This is a genomic window from Mucilaginibacter gossypii (assembly GCF_017569325.2).
In the GTDB taxonomy this organism is placed as follows: Bacteria; Bacteroidota; Bacteroidia; order Sphingobacteriales; family Sphingobacteriaceae; genus Mucilaginibacter; species Mucilaginibacter gossypii.
The window spans coordinates 3456181-3473868 of the sequence record NZ_CP071878.2 but is presented as its reverse complement, the minus strand read 5'-3'; the positions used below and the strand labels follow the sequence as shown (position 1 = coordinate 3473868).

Annotated in this window: 12 protein-coding genes; 10 read left to right on the top strand and 2 right to left on the bottom strand. The window is 44.3% G+C overall.

All coding sequences use genetic code 11. The features are described 5' to 3' along the window. Positions 1-63: 63 nt before the first annotated feature. The 6 genes from J3L18_RS14460 to J3L18_RS14435 all read left to right on the top strand — a co-directional run bounded on the left by J3L18_RS14460 (position 64) and on the right by J3L18_RS14435 (position 12165). On the top strand, positions 64-3357 hold the full coding sequence (locus J3L18_RS14460) for a SusC/RagA family TonB-linked outer membrane protein (protein WP_223266139.1): 3294 nt from the start codon (positions 64-66) through the stop codon (positions 3355-3357). Between the two features lie 25 nt (positions 3358-3382). Beyond that, positions 3383-5194 (top strand): RagB/SusD family nutrient uptake outer membrane protein, encoded by a 1812-nt coding sequence (locus J3L18_RS14455; RefSeq protein WP_129568890.1) that lies wholly within the window; start codon positions 3383-3385, stop codon positions 5192-5194. 139 nt (positions 5195-5333) lie between these two features. Further along, a complete protein-coding gene (locus tag J3L18_RS14450; RefSeq protein WP_129568891.1) occupies positions 5334-6245 on the top strand; it encodes a hypothetical protein in 912 nt (303 codons plus the stop codon). A 108-nt stretch (positions 6246-6353) separates the two neighbouring features. Next, the gene (locus J3L18_RS14445; RefSeq protein WP_129568892.1) at positions 6354-7301 is read left to right on the top strand and encodes a BT_3987 domain-containing protein; all 948 of its coding nucleotides are present in this window, start codon (positions 6354-6356) and stop codon (positions 7299-7301) included. A 490-nt stretch (positions 7302-7791) separates the two neighbouring features. After that, entirely contained in the window at positions 7792-11193 is a 3402-nt protein-coding gene (locus tag J3L18_RS14440) for an ABC transporter permease (protein WP_129568893.1), read from the top strand. A 66-nt stretch (positions 11194-11259) separates the two neighbouring features. After that, a complete protein-coding gene (locus J3L18_RS14435; protein WP_129568894.1) occupies positions 11260-12165 on the top strand; it encodes a DUF2268 domain-containing putative Zn-dependent protease in 906 nt (301 codons plus the stop codon). 396 nt (positions 12166-12561) lie between these two features. Here J3L18_RS14435 and J3L18_RS14430 read toward each other — a convergent pair whose 3' ends face one another. Next, on the bottom strand, positions 12562-13041 hold the full coding sequence (locus tag J3L18_RS14430) for a Dps family protein (protein ID WP_129568895.1): 480 nt from the start codon (positions 13039-13041) through the stop codon (positions 12562-12564). A 74-nt stretch (positions 13042-13115) separates the two neighbouring features. Here J3L18_RS14430 and J3L18_RS14425 point away from each other — a divergent pair, with 74 nt between their 5' ends. The 3 genes from J3L18_RS14425 to J3L18_RS14415 are packed head-to-tail and all read left to right on the top strand — an operon-like array spanning position 13116 to position 15561. Beyond that, on the top strand, positions 13116-13901 hold the full coding sequence (locus J3L18_RS14425) for a DUF4905 domain-containing protein (RefSeq protein WP_129568896.1): 786 nt from the start codon (positions 13116-13118) through the stop codon (positions 13899-13901). Between the two features lie 21 nt (positions 13902-13922). Next, the gene (locus J3L18_RS14420) at positions 13923-14936 is read left to right on the top strand and encodes a DPBB and LysM peptidoglycan-binding domain-containing protein (RefSeq protein WP_129568897.1); all 1014 of its coding nucleotides are present in this window, start codon (positions 13923-13925) and stop codon (positions 14934-14936) included. Continuing rightward, positions 14929-15561 (top strand): uridine kinase family protein, encoded by a 633-nt coding sequence (locus tag J3L18_RS14415; protein WP_129568898.1) that lies wholly within the window; start codon positions 14929-14931, stop codon positions 15559-15561. The genes J3L18_RS14420 and J3L18_RS14415 overlap by 8 nt, the downstream gene beginning before the upstream one ends. On the opposite strand, the gene J3L18_RS14410 is transcribed toward J3L18_RS14415, so the two are convergent. Beyond that, positions 15558-15896: a superinfection immunity protein gene (locus J3L18_RS14410; protein WP_129568899.1), complete on the bottom strand. Its 339-nt coding sequence runs from the start codon at positions 15894-15896 to the stop codon at positions 15558-15560. The genes J3L18_RS14415 and J3L18_RS14410 overlap by 4 nt on opposite strands. A 319-nt stretch (positions 15897-16215) precedes the next feature. Between J3L18_RS14410 and J3L18_RS14405 the strand changes: the two genes are divergently transcribed. Beyond that, positions 16216-17583, top strand: coding sequence for an IS110 family RNA-guided transposase (locus J3L18_RS14405; RefSeq protein WP_311084455.1), 1368 nt, complete (start codon positions 16216-16218; stop codon positions 17581-17583). The last annotated feature ends 105 nt before the right edge of the window (positions 17584-17688 follow it).

Below are 17688 nucleotides of genomic sequence, written 5' to 3'. Positions count from 1 at the left end.
AAGTGTACGCTTTTTATGAAATTGAGCACATTAATGCTTTTATTATGCAGCACTGCGTTTTCTATGACTCGCGTTGATGCAAACGGGCAGGAGGTCCTGAAAAAAAAGATCACTGTATACGTTAAAAATAGTCCGGTTTCTGATGCGCTCGAGAAGATCTCCGCCTCATCGGGGGTTAAGTTTACTTATAATGGAGCGGTAAGTAACAGTACCGAAAAAGTATCGGAAAAAGCGGTGAATATTGAACTTGGCATTGTACTTAAACGGGTGCTGGCTAAAACCGATTTTACTTTTATCGTACTCGACGATGGCGAAATCCTTGTTCGGTATGATGATGCTAAAAAAAATACCAATTCTGGTAAAACGTTTTTTCAGCGAATTGTTACAGGCAGGGTCACCGATGAAAAAGGCATTGCGCTGCCCGGTGTTTCCGTTAAAGTTAAAGGAACAGACAGGGGTGGTATAGCCGATGCTAAGGGAAATTACCAGATCCAGATTAATGCAGATAGCGAAATTTTGGTTTACAGTTTCATTGGCTATAAGAACCAGGAAGTAGCCGTTACGAACAAAAAGGTTATTGATATACAAATGCAGCCCGCGGCTGATAATGAACTAAAAGAAGTAGCGGTAGTAGCTTATGGCACGCAGAAAAAGGTAAGCCTTGTAGGCGCACAGTCAACTATTGATATTGAAAACCTGAAACAGCCTGTTTCGGATGTTACCACCCTGCTGGCCGGGCAGGTTGCCGGCGTTATCGGCGTACAACGTTCCGGCGAACCGGGCCGTAGCAGTGCCGATATCTGGATTCGTGGTATATCAACCTTTACGAGCAGCTATCCATTGGTATTGGTTGATGGTATTGAGCGCTCTATCAATAATATCGAGCCTGAGGATATTCAATCTTTCACGATTTTAAAAGACGCGTCGGCCACTGCGGTTTACGGTGTTCGTGGTGCAAACGGTGTTATCATTGTACAAACCAGGCGTGGGGTAGCCGGTAAGCCCAAAATAAACGTCGATTTTTATGAGGGTATAAACTCATTTACCCGTATCCCTAAAATGGCCGATGGCGTAACCTACATGAATATGGTTAATGAGTCATTAACCACCCGGGATCAGCCTGCCAAATACACGCAAACCTATATCCAAAACACCAAAAACCAGGTTGATCCGCTGTTGTATCCGGATATTAACTGGATAGATGCCGTTTTTAATAAATACAGCCACAACAGGCGCGCTAATATCAATGCCAGCGGCGGGGTACCAAGTGCCCGTTACTACGTTTCGGCAAGTTATTATGATGAAACCGGCTTGCTTAAAACAGATGAGCTGGCCAAATACAATTCAACTATTGATTATAACAGATACAATTTTACCAGTAATCTAAACCTTGAGCTTACAAAAACCACCAAACTTGATTTAGGTGTACAGGGTTTTGTGGGCAAAGGGAACTATCCTTCAGTTTCGGCCAGCGATATTTTTGTGCAGGCCATGATCGTACAGCCTACGGCTTTCCCCATTATGTATCCTGGCGGTTTTGTTCCGGGTGTAAACCCCAACGGCGATCAGCGAAATCCATATGCTGATTTAACTACACGGGGTTACAGCACCACGTATTCGAGCCAGTTATATTCAAATGCCAGGCTTACGCAGGACCTGAAATTTATTACACCGGGCCTGAGTTTTACGACCATGTTTGCTTATGATATCAACACATCACACAGCGTTAACCGCAGCAAGCGTTTGGATACCTATTTTCCTGATGCAACAACACCCTATAACGCCGACGGATCGCTTAACCTGATCAAAACATATTCGGGCACAAGTACATATCTTAACTTTTCGGAAGCAAGCGGCGGTTACTATAAAACCTATACCGAATCGTCGCTGAATTATGACCGCACTTTTGGCGATCACCATGTCGGCGGCCTGCTATTATTTAACCAGCAGGATCAAACCAATTATCCGGGGGGCTCCTTTGCAAACTCAATTCCTTACCGTTACAGGGGCCTGGCCGGCAGGGTTACCTACTCCTATAAAGACAGGTATTTTGCCGAGTTTAACGTAGGCTACAACGGATCTGAAAACTTCTCGCCCCAAAAACGCTACGGCTTTTTCCCGGCCTTCGGCGTGGGCTGGCTTCTGTCCGAAGAGAAATTCTTTGAGCCGCTGAAAACAGCGTTCTCCATGTTTAAGATCCGTTACAGTAATGGTTTTGCGGGTGCTGATGACGGCGGTCCGCGTTTTGACTACCTTACTTTTTTAACAGATGGTGCCGATGGTTATACATTCGGTCTTAACCGACAGGGTGTAAGCGGAATCAATATTACCAATTATGGTGTAAACGTGACCTGGGCAAAATCACACAAACAGGATCTCGGCTTTGATATACGAACGCTGAATGATAAGCTCTCACTTACTGTTGATTTGTTTAAAGAACACCGCACGGGTATTTTATTGCAAAGGCAGGCCGTTCCAAGTTTTGTAGGGCTTGCAAACTCGCCTTACGGTAACTTGGGTATTGTTGATAATAAGGGGATTGATGCCAGCCTACAGGATAACATGACTATTGGCAAGGTTAATTTAAGCATTCGTGCAAACGTTACTTATAACAAGGATAAGGTGATAGAAAACGATCAGCCCATACCGCCGTATCCATGGATGAACCGTCGCGGTAACAATGTACTGGCTAATTACGGTTATATAGCCGAGGGTTTTTTTACCAGCCAGGATGAAGTTAACAAAAGCGCGGTACCCGGTGATAAAAGCAGCATAAGGCCCGGCGATATCAAGTATAAAGACTTGAATAACGACGGTGTGATTAACGCTTATGATGTTACTAAAATTGGCCGCGGCGATGTGCCTTCGTTAATTTACGGAGCCGGCTTTACGGTATCGTACCTGAATTTCAGCGTGGGCGCTTTTTTTCAGGGTACAGGCCGGGCTGACAGGTATATTTCAGGTAATGCTATCCAGCCGTTTTCAACCAATGGCGGTGTAAGTAATGCCTATGCCAATATTACCGACCGATGGACACCCGAAAGCCCCAATCCCAACGCGTTTTATCCACGCCTGGCATTTGGCGATGCCGCGAACACCAACAATACCCAAACCAGTTCATTCTGGATCAAAAACGTTCAGTTTGTAAGGCTTAAAACATTGGATGTTGGGTATACGCTGCCTAAAGGTTTGTTTAATAACCTGGGTTTAAAAGGAGCAAGGGTATATGTAATGGGGTATAACCTGTTCACCTTCAGTAAGTTTAAATTATGGGATCCAGAGCTTAATACAGGCAATGGAACGTCTTATCCTAATACTAAAACGTTGTCGCTAGGCCTTAGCGCGCAGTTCAATTAATACTAACTGTATTTAAAAGTCAGGTATGAAAAAAATATTAATAATGTCTTTCTTACTATCCTTGGTAAGCATGAACTTTTCTTGTAAAAAGGGATATCTGGACCAGGTTCCGGATGATAGGTTAACCCTTGATCAAACGTTCAATAACCGTAATACGGCATTGAAATTTTTGGCAAATATATACTCTAATATGCCCGATGAGGCTTCGCAGCGTTTTGCCGGTTTCGGTAATACTGTAGGCCAGTGGACGGGTGGCAGCGATGAGGCTGAATATGTTTGGGGCTTTGTAACCAGCAATAATATCAATAATGGTACTTATGATGCTTCAAGCAGCCTGATCAGTGGCTTCTGGACTTATTTTTACCAGGGGATCAGGAATGCCGGAGTATTTATGGATAATATAGATAAGGTGCCAGACCTTACGCCCGATCTTAAAACGCAGTACAAGGCCGAAGCAAGGGCGTTGCGTGCTTTATATTACTTTTATCTGTTGCGCATTTATGGGCCTGTGGTTATTATCGGCGATAAAACCATCGCTCCGGATGCATCTTTTAACGATGTTCAGTTACCCAGAAATTCATATGATGAGTGCGTAAGTTATGTTACTGCCGAGCTTGATCAGGCGGCCAAAGACCTCCCTGCATTGCCTTCTAATGATAATAATTATGGACGTTTTACCAAAGGTTTTGCATTGGCCATCAAATCTGAAATGTTATTGTATGCTGCCAGCCCGCTTTACAATGGCAATACCGATTATGCCCCTATGAAAAATGCCGATGGCAAACAACTGATCACTCAGCAGCCCGATGCTAATAAATGGAAGCTTGCTGCAGATGCCGCTAAGGAATTTATTGACCAGTTTGTTCCGGCGGTGTATGATCTTTATCGTGTAAATGACCCAAGCGGCAATTATAGCCCGTATCTATCATGTCGTGATGTATTGTTAAAAGATTGGAACAAAGAAGTTATATACGCCAATATTGGCGCAGGCGTTACGAACCGGCAGTACGAAACAACCCCATACCATCAGGGTGCAGCTGACGAAGACAGGGGGGCCGGAGGTCTGGGCGCTACCCAGGGTATGGTTGATGCTTATTTTATGGCCAATGGACGTGCTATTGATGATGCCGCATCTGGCTATCAAAAAACTGGCTTCTCAGATTTTAAGGCACCTTATGATGATCAGTCAAGAAGTACCTACAATCAATGGGTAGGGCGCGAACCTCGGTTTTATGTAGGCATTACCTATAACGGCAGCGAGTGGCTTAATAAAAACTCAGGCAATGTGATTACACAACTCTGGAATACCGGTAACTCGGGCCGCAACACCGGTGGTAATGATTATTGCCCTACCGGATACGTGGTGCGAAAAAATATGCCACCAAGCGATAGGACACAAGGCAACCGCTCATGGGTAATGTTAAGGCTTGCCGAAATTTACCTCAACTATGCAGAAGCGTTAAATGAAAGCAATCCGGGCAACGCCGATGTGCTGACCTATATTAACCTGATCCGTAACCGCGCCGGCATCCCCGAATATGGCAAAGGTGTCCCTGCACCGGTAGGACAGGAAGCCATGCGCCTGGCCATCAGGAAGGAGCGGCAGGTAGAACTGGCATTTGAAAACAACCGCTTTTTTGACGTAAGGCGCTGGAAAATTGCCGAAACTACGGAAAGCGGGCCAACCTACGGATTAAATATCAGTGCCGACCTGCCCGATTTTTATAAAGTGGTGTCGTTCGAAAATCGTGTTTTTTCTAAAAAACACTACTTCTATCCATTGCCGCAAAATGATATTAATAGTGATAAACTATTGGTGCAAAATACCGGTTGGTAAACTCATTGAAAAAAGCATACCGGTAAAGGCCATTTGAAATTGGCTTTTGCCGGTATAAAAAGCAAATCATCCTGTTTTAAATAAACAAATCCTGGTTGCCGTGCAAAAGCGCCGTAGCGCAGGATGTTAGCACATTGTTATGAAATTTATCAAATATGCATCATTACTGGTGGTGTTTTTCCTTACACATATTTTAATCAGTTCGGCAACTCAGTTCAGCTCCGGCGACACGCTGAAAAGCCCTGCCAAAAACTGGAAAGAGCATTGGTTTGAGCACGACCTTATAGTTTCGCGCACTTATGCCGATGCTAACGTGGTTTTTTATTATGATGATAACATGTACCCTTCAGTAACATGGCCTTATAAAACCATGTCGGCTGTTTGGGCTTATGTAAAAAAAACATACGGAGCATTCGGTACTGATCCCCGCCTGTACGTGGTGTTGCACCGTGTGGTTAACAATAAGCTGGGCGGCGGGCACCCTGCATCGTACTTTGATGCCAGTCATGATCATCACAATACCATTGATTGCGGGCTTGATGACTGGACAGGCTCTGAAGGGCAGCAAATTGGGATGCCTGTTCATGAGGTAGGGCACATTGTTAGCGGTGCCAGCCACGGGGTAAAAGGCTCGCCATCGGATGCTTTATGGGGTGATAGCAAGTTTATGGAAATTTTTAACTATGATGTACTGAAACACATTGGCAGGGAAGATGAAGCCGGCAGGGTTTATAAACAAATGCAAACCCAGTATGATGATTTCCCCCGCCCCCAGTCGCAGTGGTTTAAAAACTGGTTCTACCCAATTTATCATAACTATGGCGAAGCAGCGGTATTGAATAAATATTTTGGTTTGCTTGCCGATTATTTCCCGCAAAAAAATAAGGAGTACACCAGGGACCTGAACTGGGGCGAGTTTATACATTTTTGGAGCGGTGCCGCCGGTGTAAACCTCAAGACGCAGGCATCTGTAGCCTTTGGATGGAGTGATGAATGGGAAGCGCAGTTTATTAAAGCGCAGCACGATTTTCCGCAGGTTAAATACAAATAAGTTTAACAGTGAAAATGCTGATAGACCGCTGGCCAATTTTTTTTAAGAAAAGACCGCTGCCTGGTTGTAAAGACATTTAAAAACATTAATCATTAACTCAATTAAAAAATGAAAAAGATCTTAGTGAAATATTACCCGGTACTGATGGCCCTGGTAGTATTAATCAGTTCATGCTCAAAAAACGACGATAATTACGATTACCGGAAGATGCCAACTTCGGTTGAATTGCCTATAGCGGCGCATGCAGGCCCCGCATCGTTTGATAATGGCGGTTTTAAGTATAAAATATCTGAAAGCATCAGCGCGCAGCCGCAGTCCTTATCCACTACTGTGTTACTGTCTGCAGTAAAACCGCTTACAAAGGCCTTAACAGTTACCCTTCAGGTTGATATGAATGCCGTTACCAGTCTTAACGCGGCACACAGAGCCCTATTTGTTGCCGATAGTACCGAGGCGGTAAAAAACGGTACTGATCTGCCTGATCGTAACAGCGCACAATACGCCACCTTTGTACCTTTGCCATCAAGCGCTTATAATGTGCCAGCTTCAACCGTAACTATCGGGGCCGGACTTTTATCGGCCAATCATAATATCAACCTGATTACCTCGGGCCTTTCGCTTAGTACTAATTATATGTTGCCCCTATCTATTACAGATGCGCAGGGCCAGGCTATCAATTACTATAAAACAGTATACTATATTATTGGGATAAAAAGTCAGTATGAAGGCACCTATACAGCAAATGGTTCTATCGCTTTTCCTGATCCTTCAATAAACAGATCATGGACTAACAGAACTAAAACTTTAACAACCATTAACGGAACAACTGTACGTTCAGAAGCGGCAGACCTTAGTGGAAGTAATTACTACATGTATTTAACGGTAAACGCCGATAATTCGGTAACTGTTAAATCGGCTCCTGAAGCCGCTAACCAAACTATCCAAAATAATGGTGTATGTATTTATGATCCGGTTACAAAAACCTTTAGACTAAATTACAAATACGTGGGTGGCACCGGCGATCGGCGAATCAGTGAGAGCATCAAGTTAAATTGATACTTAAAAATGCAGTAGATAATCCAAATGCATCATCAGAAACGTTATTCGGTGAAAATACCAGCTATGTGAACATGTTCGTTTAGCCGCAACGCTGGCATGCAAGACGTTATCGGTCCGACTACGATATTACCCACTTGACTGAAACCAACAGGTTGAAAGGCCTTTAGATACCCTCTAAAGGCCTTCGTTTTTAGGTGGGTACAACCAAGATCCTGTCCCGCAAGAGTTGCAGAAATTGTTCTGTGGTTATCTGTACGCCGGGCGCCTTGTTTTAATAATGGGGCAACAAATGTTGAGCCCTTTAATAGGTTTTCCCGGTTATCTCAGGCTATGAAGGGCTACGTTATTTTATTAAAAACGTACGCTGCCTGTGCGGTTTTATTACAAATGAATATGGGGAAGTTTTTATAACTATTTATTTGTTAGTTAGTTATTTATTTGGAATGACGATTGAGTTAATTGAGCACGTGAATCATATTCCTATTATATGACCTTTTACGATCTGGCATCCCTTGGAACCTTGTTTACCGGGCTTACGCTTGCTTTGCTGTTGGCAGCCAAAAGCACTGACCGTAGCAGTAATTTATTTTTAAGCTCTGCGTTAGTTACAGTCGTATTGAAGACCAGCGGACTGACGCCGGTTCTTTTGCCGGCCCTGGGGCCGCTGTTGTATTTTTATGTGCGGCAGCAAACCTGTCCCGGGCAACGGTTCAAACTAATAGATCTGCTGCACTTCTGCCTCTTGCTGCCTGCATTTTGGATGCCGGCATGGCTGGTATTAATTTCGGCCATTGGCTACCTCTATTTGTCACATCGTTTGATCAGTATTTTCTATGACCGGATACAGCCGGTGCTGATGGACCGGCCCAGGCTTACTTTTCGGCGGCTGGAACAGTGGCTTTTATTGCTGGCTGTGCTCTGCCTGCTCTGGTCATTTTACCCCATCTTCGGTTTTGCCGTAGCTTTGGTATTGTTCGGGATGGCGGCCGGTGCAATACTGAAACCCCTTGGATCGGTGCAACCACAACCAATAACGCCGGACATGCCGGATGCCAGAAGTAAAAGCCGTAAACTTAAAGAAGCGGTAGCCGCCGGCCGCCTTTATGAAGATGCCGAACTGACCCTGGCTACCCTGGCGGTTAAACTGGCGATGCATCCGCATGACTTGTCCCGGATCCTTAACCTGGGGATGAAAAAGAATTTTAATGATTTTATCAATGAGTTCCGGGTACGCGAAGTGGTCCGGAAAATGCAGGATAGCAGCTATAACCACCTGACCCTACTCGGCATTGCCTTCGGGTCCGGGTTCAATTCCCAAAGAACTTTCAACCGGGTTTTTAAAGAAATGACCGGAAAGACCCCTGTGGAATACAAAAACAACCTGAAAAAAGAATGGCCATTTGATAAATTGGCCATTCTGCCGCATAGCAGGCCAGTAATATTGCGTTCGGAAAGTCCGCCAAACCGGGTTCCCGAAAAATTAAACCGCAATCGTATGTTCCGCAATTATTTTAAAACCGCATTCAGAAACCTCCGGCAACAAAAGTTGTACTCCATCATCAATATCGCCGGTTTAAGTATTGGGCTGGCCTGCGCCATGCTGATCATACTGTATGTTCAGGACGAAGTAAGCTACGACCGCTTTCACCAAAATGCCAGTCAGATCTACCGGATTGATAAGCAAACGACCAAAGATGATAACAGTGTCTCCAACGGCAGTTATACCGGTTATTTCCCCGGTCCGCGTTTTGCTGCAAAGATCCCGGAGATACAAAGCTTTGTCCGCTTTCAACCGGCGCAGGCAGATATTAAAATCGGCACAGATGTCAATTCGCAGGGTGTATGTTTTGTCGATGCTAATTTTTTTTCGGTATTCAGTTTTCCTTTACTTAGTGGTGAGGCAGGTTCCGTATTAACCCAGCCCAATTCCGCGGTAATTACCGAAGAAATGGCGAAAAAGTATTTTGGCCGTTCAAACGCCGTCGGCCAGATTATCTCCATCAAGGACGACAGCGTATTTAGACCCTGCATGATCACAGGGATTGCCAGGAATTGCCCGCAAAATTCATCCCTCAAATTCCAGGTACTGAGACCGCTGCATGTTCCCGCTGCAGCCGAAAATAATAATGCTAATTGGTTTAACTCATTTCTCAGCACTTTTGTCGTGCTATCTCCCGGCGCGGATATTAAAGCTGTTGAAGGAAAAATGAACGAGGTATTTGTATCAGATGCCGGCAAAGCCATTGGGGAAATAAAAAATAAATATCACGTAAAAAATATCGGTATAGCTTATTTGCTGGAGCCGCTTACTGGTATTCATCTGGGTAAGATGGTGCCGAACGAAAACGAAATACTCCACGATAAAAGTAACCCTGAATTTGCCTATATTCTTTCGGCCATCGCCCTTTTTGTGCTGCTGAGCGCCTGCATCAATTTTGTTAACCTTACCATAGCACGTTCGGTAAAGCGGGCAAAAGAGATCGGTATCCGTAAAGTGATCGGCGGCACCAGACAGCAATTACGGCTGCAATTTTTAAGCGAGTCTTTTCTGCTTTGTTTGATCGCTTTCACCGTTGCGCTGGGGATCGTTATAACGATATTACCGGTATTTGGCGGGTTAGCGAATAAAGTGCTGTCGCTTACTTATTTGCTTAATGCAAAACTGGTGAGCTGTTATATCGCGCTTTTTGTGCTCACCGGTTTACTGGCCGGGTTTTATCCCGCTATCATTTTGTCCGGTTACCACCCGGTCAAAACATTGTACAGTCGTTTTAACCTGGCCGGGAAAAGTTATTTACAAAAGGCCTTGGTCGTCTTTCAGTTCGCGCTGGCTTCTTTTTTAATCATAGGCGCGATCACCATTTTTTTACAGTTCAATTATCTGACTACACAAAGCCTGGGTTATGATGATCGTAATTTGATTACGGTTGACCAATTTCCTTTGACCCAAAGTGAAGCGGTTTTGATAAAAAAGAAATTGATGGAGAACCCTAATATTGTGGAAGCTACCCCTAAAAATGGCGGTTATAATAACAATACAGTAAAAATAAATGGTGATCAGCAGATTAACATCGCTGTTGAAACAATAGATGCTGACTATTTACCGCTCCTTCGTGTACCCGTTATTGCCGGAAGGAATTTTTCAGCTGCCTATCCGTCGGATCAGCTAAAATCAGTCTTGATCAATGAGGCGTTTGCCAAAGAAGCCGGTTGGAAGCACCCCGTTGGGCAGCAAATCAACACCTTTGGTAATGAGACGTACACCGTTGTAGGCGTGGTTAAGGACTACCATTATCAGCCTTTGACTGAAAAAACAGGCCCGCAGCTTTTCACCATGAATCCGGCAAATAGCTTCGGTATGATGTACATTAAAATCAAGCCCGGCACGGAGACCGCGAGTATCCGGTTCATCGGCCGGGTATTTAAAGAATTGTTCCCGCTGAGTCCTTTCGTTTATAACTTTAAACAAGACCAGAATAAGCAAAGTTATGCAGCCGAAGCCAGGTGGAAAGCGATTATTTTATTCAGTGCTGCACTTACTATCTTTATTTCCTGCATCGGCTTGTTCGGCTTATCTGTATTAGCCGTTGAGAAGCGGGTCAAAGAGATCGGCATACGCAAAGTGCTTGGAGCTTCAGCAGGCAACGTAGTGGTAATCCTCTCAGCGGATTTTTTTAAACTGGTCGTTATCGCGCTCGCCATATCTATTCCGTTTGCCTGGATCGCGGCCAGCCAGTGGCTGCAACATTACCCTTACCGAATTATACTCAACTGCTGGTTGTTTGTATCCGGTAGTGTATTGGTTATACTGATCGCCCTGATCACTATCAGTTTTCAATCTGTCAAGGCAGCGATCGCCAACCCGGCCAAAAGTCTACGAACGGAGTAAATTATTTACCATTTCTCAGTTTACTTGCCTGCTAAATACCTCGAAGAATTGAACTAAAGCAGCTTAATGATGAAGAAAATTATGTTCCTGATTTTGTTGGCCCCGGTGCTTTGCCGGGCACAGCATGTTTATCAAACAGACTGGAAGAATTTTTGGAAGATGCGCGATAGCGTATCAGCCAGCCCTGATACAGCCCGGCAACTTGACGCGGTTAACCGTCTGTATATCGGCAACGCCAGTGAAGGTCTGAAAGCGTTCATGCGTAATAAAGACGGCCTGGACCGTAAATGGTTGGCGTTGCTCAGGAGCAATCCCGGCTTTTGGGATATCCTGCAAAGAAAGCAATTCATGATCTATGCTGCCGTACGAAAACTGGAAAGACAGATCGCTCGCTTTCAAAAGCTATATCCCAGACTGAAGCCCGCACAGTCCTATTTTATTGTTGGTTTACGACAGCAGGGCGGCACGGTCCGCGGCAATCTGTCGCTCATCGGGTTGGAAGTCGTGCTGAACGATCCTGAGATGACGGGCGATCAGTTGGTACGCATGGGGATCCACGAGTATACCCACACGCAGCAAAAGCGTCCGGATTTTCAGCATATCAATGTACTGACTTCGGCTATCCGGGAGGGGGCCTGCGATTTTGTGGCCAAACGGGTAACCGGCATCCCAATGAAAACACCTTATATGGCTTACGGTTCCCTGCATGAAAAGGAAGTGTGGAACTCTTTCCGACAGGAAATGTATACTCAAAATAATGATAACTGGGTGAGTACCGGCCAAAACCCGGCGTTGCCCGCGCCCGACCTGGGCTACTTTATCGGTTACCGGATATGCCAGGCATATTATGACCAGGCAAAAGATAAAAAAGCAGCGCTAAAGGAAATCATCGAATTAGATTACGCAAACCCGGTAGCAGTGGACGATTTTTTCAAACGTTCAGGTTACCGATGCGGCCGATCGGGTAACTGACCCACGATTTAAAAGTTTTGAATGGTGATAAAAAACATTTTTGATAAATTCAACAAAAAAGCTGCTCAACTTAACAGGGGCAAGTAATTTGGGTTTTGAAAGTTTTTTAAAAAATGCGTTTTTAGCCTTTAAATGCAAAAAAAGCCCTTAGCAATACGCTAAGGGCCTCCAAAACAAGTTTTCCTACAAGGGCTCGAACCTCAATCTTCAGAGCCAGAATCTGACGTGCTACCATTACACCATAGGAAAATAAACAGAACATCTGCCACTTAAAGTGATGGCATTTTATTTCGTGCAAATATACGAAATATGCAAACCTGTGTAAACCCCGTTTTAAAAAAAGCCACATCCGGATTGTCTCAGATGTGGCTTTTTTACAGTAGGATTATGTGCGGATTAGTCCTCGTTCACGAATGAACGCAGCATCCAGGTATTTTTTTCGTTGAATTGCATGAAGCGGTTGATCATGTCGTTTGTGCCATCGTCTCCGGCATCGGCGGTGATGGTCAATATCTCGCGTTCCATTTTTATCAGCGCAGCCAAATCGTCAATAATAGCTTTCACCATCAGGGTATCCTTTAAGCCGATGGTCTGGGTCTCTTTGATGCTTGATGTTTCAATATAATCTTTAAACGTGCTGATAGGAGGTTTGCCAAGGCTCAGGATCCTTTCGGCAAGCTCATCAATAGTAACCAGCGCGGCAGTGTACATCTCTTCAAATTTCAGGTGCAATGTAAAAAAGCTTGTGCCTTTAACGTTCCAGTGGCAGCCGCGCAGTTTTTGGTAGTGGATATGGTAATTAGCCAGCAGGTCGTTCAGGTGGTCAACTACGGGTTTTACTTTAACTTCTTCGAGGCTTATTTCTTTAGCATTCATAAATAAATTTGATGTTTTAAGTGTAACATGCCTTTGCGGGCAATGTTTGGCGAAGGTAAACAGTTTTAATTTTAATGAGCATATTTGCATTCTCTATGACTTCGCTTTTTCCCTTCATCAGCAAAACTTGCCAGTCCCCGGTTTGGCGTATGGAAATTGACGAAAGCAGCCAAACGCTGTTCCTCGAGATCAGGGACCATGCCGATAAGCAGGTTAGTTTTTCGGCCCTGAACCTGCAAAACGGTGAGGTTTATTTTGAAGGCTTAACTACCCCCGAGCGCTGGCTTACCGGTATTGAAGCTGCTTATGGTGGCGTATTATTACTCCATAATTACCAATCGGCCACGGGGCCGGTACATAAGGGCTTGACAGCTATTGAAGCTACAACAGGCAAGGCATTATGGAGCAATTTCACTTTAGCTTTTGATCATCTGTCGGTAAATGGCCCTGTAGTTTACAATGCCCAGCTACAACCAAAGAAATTATTTTTACTTGATGTTAAAACCGGCAATGCACTAAGAGGATATGAGCCCGTGCCTGATCAACCTCTAAATAATCAGATCATTAGCCCTGAATTGGTACCTGCAGCGGAAGTAAATAGTTTATATTTACCGCTCAGTGTATATGCAAATGCGGTTCATTATATCAGCTACAATAGATTCAGAATTGTATCTTTGCACACGCTTTTGCAGGAGCATCTTGAACAGCACTTGTTTGTATTTAACGAGGAGGGTACCCTTTTGTATCACGATTTGTTACATAACGCTATACAAAAAATGCAACCCGAGGCGTTTGTACTACATAATAATCAGCTCATCTATTTAAAAAACAGATCGGGCTTAATAGTGTTGAACTTGTAAATTACTGTATTATAATTTATTATGAAATTTAAGATTTTATTATTGGTCGCTCCCTTACTCACACTCTCCCTATCGCTTTTTGCAAACCCTGTTGTTGACTCAATTGGTGTTGAAAACCTGAACGGCAAAAAAGTGATCGTTCACAAGCTTGATCCCAAAGATAATTACTACTCTATAGGCCGTCGCTACAACATCAGCCCTAAAGCTATTATACAGTTTAATAATAACGCCCCGCTTAAAATTGGCGGTATTGTAAAAGTACCTACCGAATTGCCGTTTTCGGGCGAAGCTGCCGCGCAACCGGCAGTAACTGCACCTGCAAAACAAGCAGCAACAAATCCTGCACCTGCACAACAAAAACCGGTTACCCAGGCTCCGGTTCAGCAAAACAAACCGCAGGCACAGGCTCCGGTTAGTTCGCCTGCCCCTGTAATGCAGACTGCTGCAAGCAAACCACAGCAGGCTGCTGCCGATACCGTTAAAAAAGTAAGCATGCTTAATGTGCAGCAATACAAAGTATCGGCGGGCGAAACCTTGTTTTCTATCGCCAAGCGTTTTAATACATCTGTTGAGGATATCAAAGCACTTAATAAACTAAGCTCTGATTCTGTAACTCCTAACCAGGTTATTAACGTGCGTACCGGTTTACCCCCCGAAGAAGCCAAACAGCCTGTAATGCAGCGCGATTCGACCTCGGTGGCTGCACAGCAGGACACCACCGGCGATCATGGTAAAGCTAACCGTTTTGGCCTGTACGAGAAAGTTGAAAAAGGTGTAGCTACCTGGATGGATGACGCCGGTTTAGATCCTAAAAAGGAATTGGTACTGCACCGTACAGCACCAATAGGCACCATCATAAAAATTACCAACCCTATGAACAATCATACCACCTTTGCAAAGGTTGTTGGCCGTTTTACCGATAACGAAACAAACAAAAATGTTTTGATCATCATGACCAAGAACACTGCCGATGCTTTAGGTGCTTTAGATAAACGTTTCCAGGTAAATATCAGCTACGGCAGCCCGAATGAATAAACCTTATATTATTGGAATTGCCGGCGGAAGCGGCTCGGGCAAAACCTTTTTTTTAAAGTGCTTTTTAGAACATTTTACTGCCGACGAGGTGAGCCTCGTATCGCAGGATGATTATTACATCCCGGTAGCACATAACATGACCAAGGAGGAGAACAAAGAATATAACTTTGATCTTCCTTCAACTATTGATCATCAACATTTTCAGCAGGATATCAGCAAGCTTTTAAATAAGGAAGCTATCCTAAAACAGGAATACACTTTCAATAACCCCGATGCTATCCCCAAAATGATAGAGATCAAGCCTGCACCTATTTTGATAGTGGAGGGCTTGTTTATCCTGCATTTTAAAGATATATCGGAGCTGCTTGATCTTAAAGTTTTTATTGATGCCGATGAAGATGTTGCCCTGCAGCGCCGCCTTAAACGCGACCTGATAGAACGCGGCTACTCGCATGATGATGTGATGTATAAATGGATCAACCACGTGGTGCCTGCCTACAAAGAATACCTGCTGCCCTACAAAGATGAATGCGACCGTGTGATCACCAATAACACCCACGTTGCTGAGGACATTATGGTGATAACGGAAGAGATTTCAGCTGATTTGAGGGGACGTTTATTTTAAGACAGATCGCCTAAAATCTCTTTCAGTGCTTTGTCGTAATCGGCTTTGGTAATAACGCCGGCATCAAATTGTTTGTATAGTTCATGCAGCTTCAGCGCTTTTTCGGTTATATAACCAGGATAGCCGGCTTTATAATAATCTAAAGGCGCTTTTTCCTTTTCAAACGACCAAATAAGCGCCCAGATCCAGCCGATAATAGTCCAGCCCAGAAACAGGTTTAACAGGAAGATCAATTTAAAATCGGCTTTTTCGCGGGCTATTATAGCGGGTATAAAATACAGCAGCGCGGCAATTGCCATGCCCATCATTCCAGCAATGCCAAATATGAAATTCATGTTTTAAAGATAGGAGTTTCTTTGAGGGATGCTATAGCGTTTTACTAAATCGTCATTGCGAGTAACCATCAGGGAAGCCCTGAAAAAAAATGAAATGACATGCATTGCGATGAGAAGTAAGATATTTGTCTTGAACATCGGGCAAACTACACACCCCGTATAACCCTTGGGGCCTTTAAGAGCCCGCTTGCGAGTTTGGGACTGTCGCTTTTTGCAAAAAACATTATAGGGAACCACCAGTTCTGACCAACTGGTGGTTTACCGCGCTTTTAAGCTTAGACTTTTTAAAGCGGCAGAGTTTGCCCTGTTTTTTAAAAATATGGGCAAAGCTAAACAAAACAAAAAGAAGAAGGGGGCAGGAACTCCTGCAGGTTCAAAAAAGATGGAACGATTTGGGATTCTTTACCCCAGATCAGCCGGGATCGATGTAGGGAGTATGCTCATGGTCGTATCTTACACTGATTCCAGGGATCAGATCCACCTGAAACAGTTTGACAGTTTTACCTCCAGTCTTAATAAACTGGCCGACTTGCTACAGGGGGAAAAGGTGGAGATCGTAACGATGGAATCAACCGCCAACTATTGGATGCCCCTGCATAGTATCCTTGAGTCCCGGGGCATAAAGGTGGTGATGATCAACCCAAGCCATTATCGGAATGTATCGGCACGAAAAACGGATATTAATGATGCACAGTGGTTGCATAAGCTGCTTACCCATGGTCTTTTACGCGAATCACATATTGCTCCGGCCTGTTACCAGGACCTGCGGCAATATATCCATGAAAGGCAGATCTGCCAGGACCAAAAAAGCGATACACTCAACCGTATCCAAAACACCCTGACCAAAATGAATATCAAGTTCCAGCACCTGATCAGCGATATTGAAGGTGTATGCGGCATGAAGCTTTTGCGGATGATCTGCTCAGGGATCTCAGATCCGGAAAAACTGCTTTGTAGTATCGATCATAAACGGCTGAAAGCAAGTCAGCAGGAATTGCTCCATTCTCTTGAGGGAGACTACCGGGACAGCCAGATCAATACACTTAGGGGCAGCCTAAAGGCATACGACTTTTTTAAAGAGCAGATGCTTTATTACGAACAGCACATCGAACAAACGCTTAAACTATTGGCACCGGAGATAAAAAGCTCAAAGAAACAAGGCATGGTCCGCAAGAATCAATATCATATCAACTTAAAAGATTACCTGGTAGCAATTTTGGGCGTGGACCTGACAGCAGTGGAAGGCTTGGATGAGATCGGCTTGCTAACGATACTGGCAGTAACAGGGCCTGAGATGAGCAAATGGCCTACCGCAGGCCATTTTACAAGTTGGTTAAACCTGTCACCCCGTCCTAAAATAACAGGAGGCAAGCTCGTAGGCTATGAAAAACGGATCACCCACAACCCGGCTACGCAGGCTTTCAGGTTGGCGGCAAACTGCCTGTGGCAAAGCAAGGGGCCGTTAGGGCAGCAATACCGAAAATTAGCTGCAACTAAGGGAAAGGCAAAAGCTATTAAAGCAGTGGCCAGGAAAATAGCCGTGATATTTTATAATATGGTACTTAAACAGGAAGCCTACGATGTCACTAAAGTCCAGCAAGATGTAGAGGTTCAAAAGGCAAGAAAGATCAGCCGTCTGCAAAAAGAAGCGCAAAAACTTGGTCTTACACTCCAAAAATCAGCTTGATTATGAATCTCTTACAGACACGTCATTATAAGGAACGAAGCAATCGCGAGCTATACAGAGCGGACTTGCTTATTGGGGATTATTAATAATTGTAATTTGATTTTT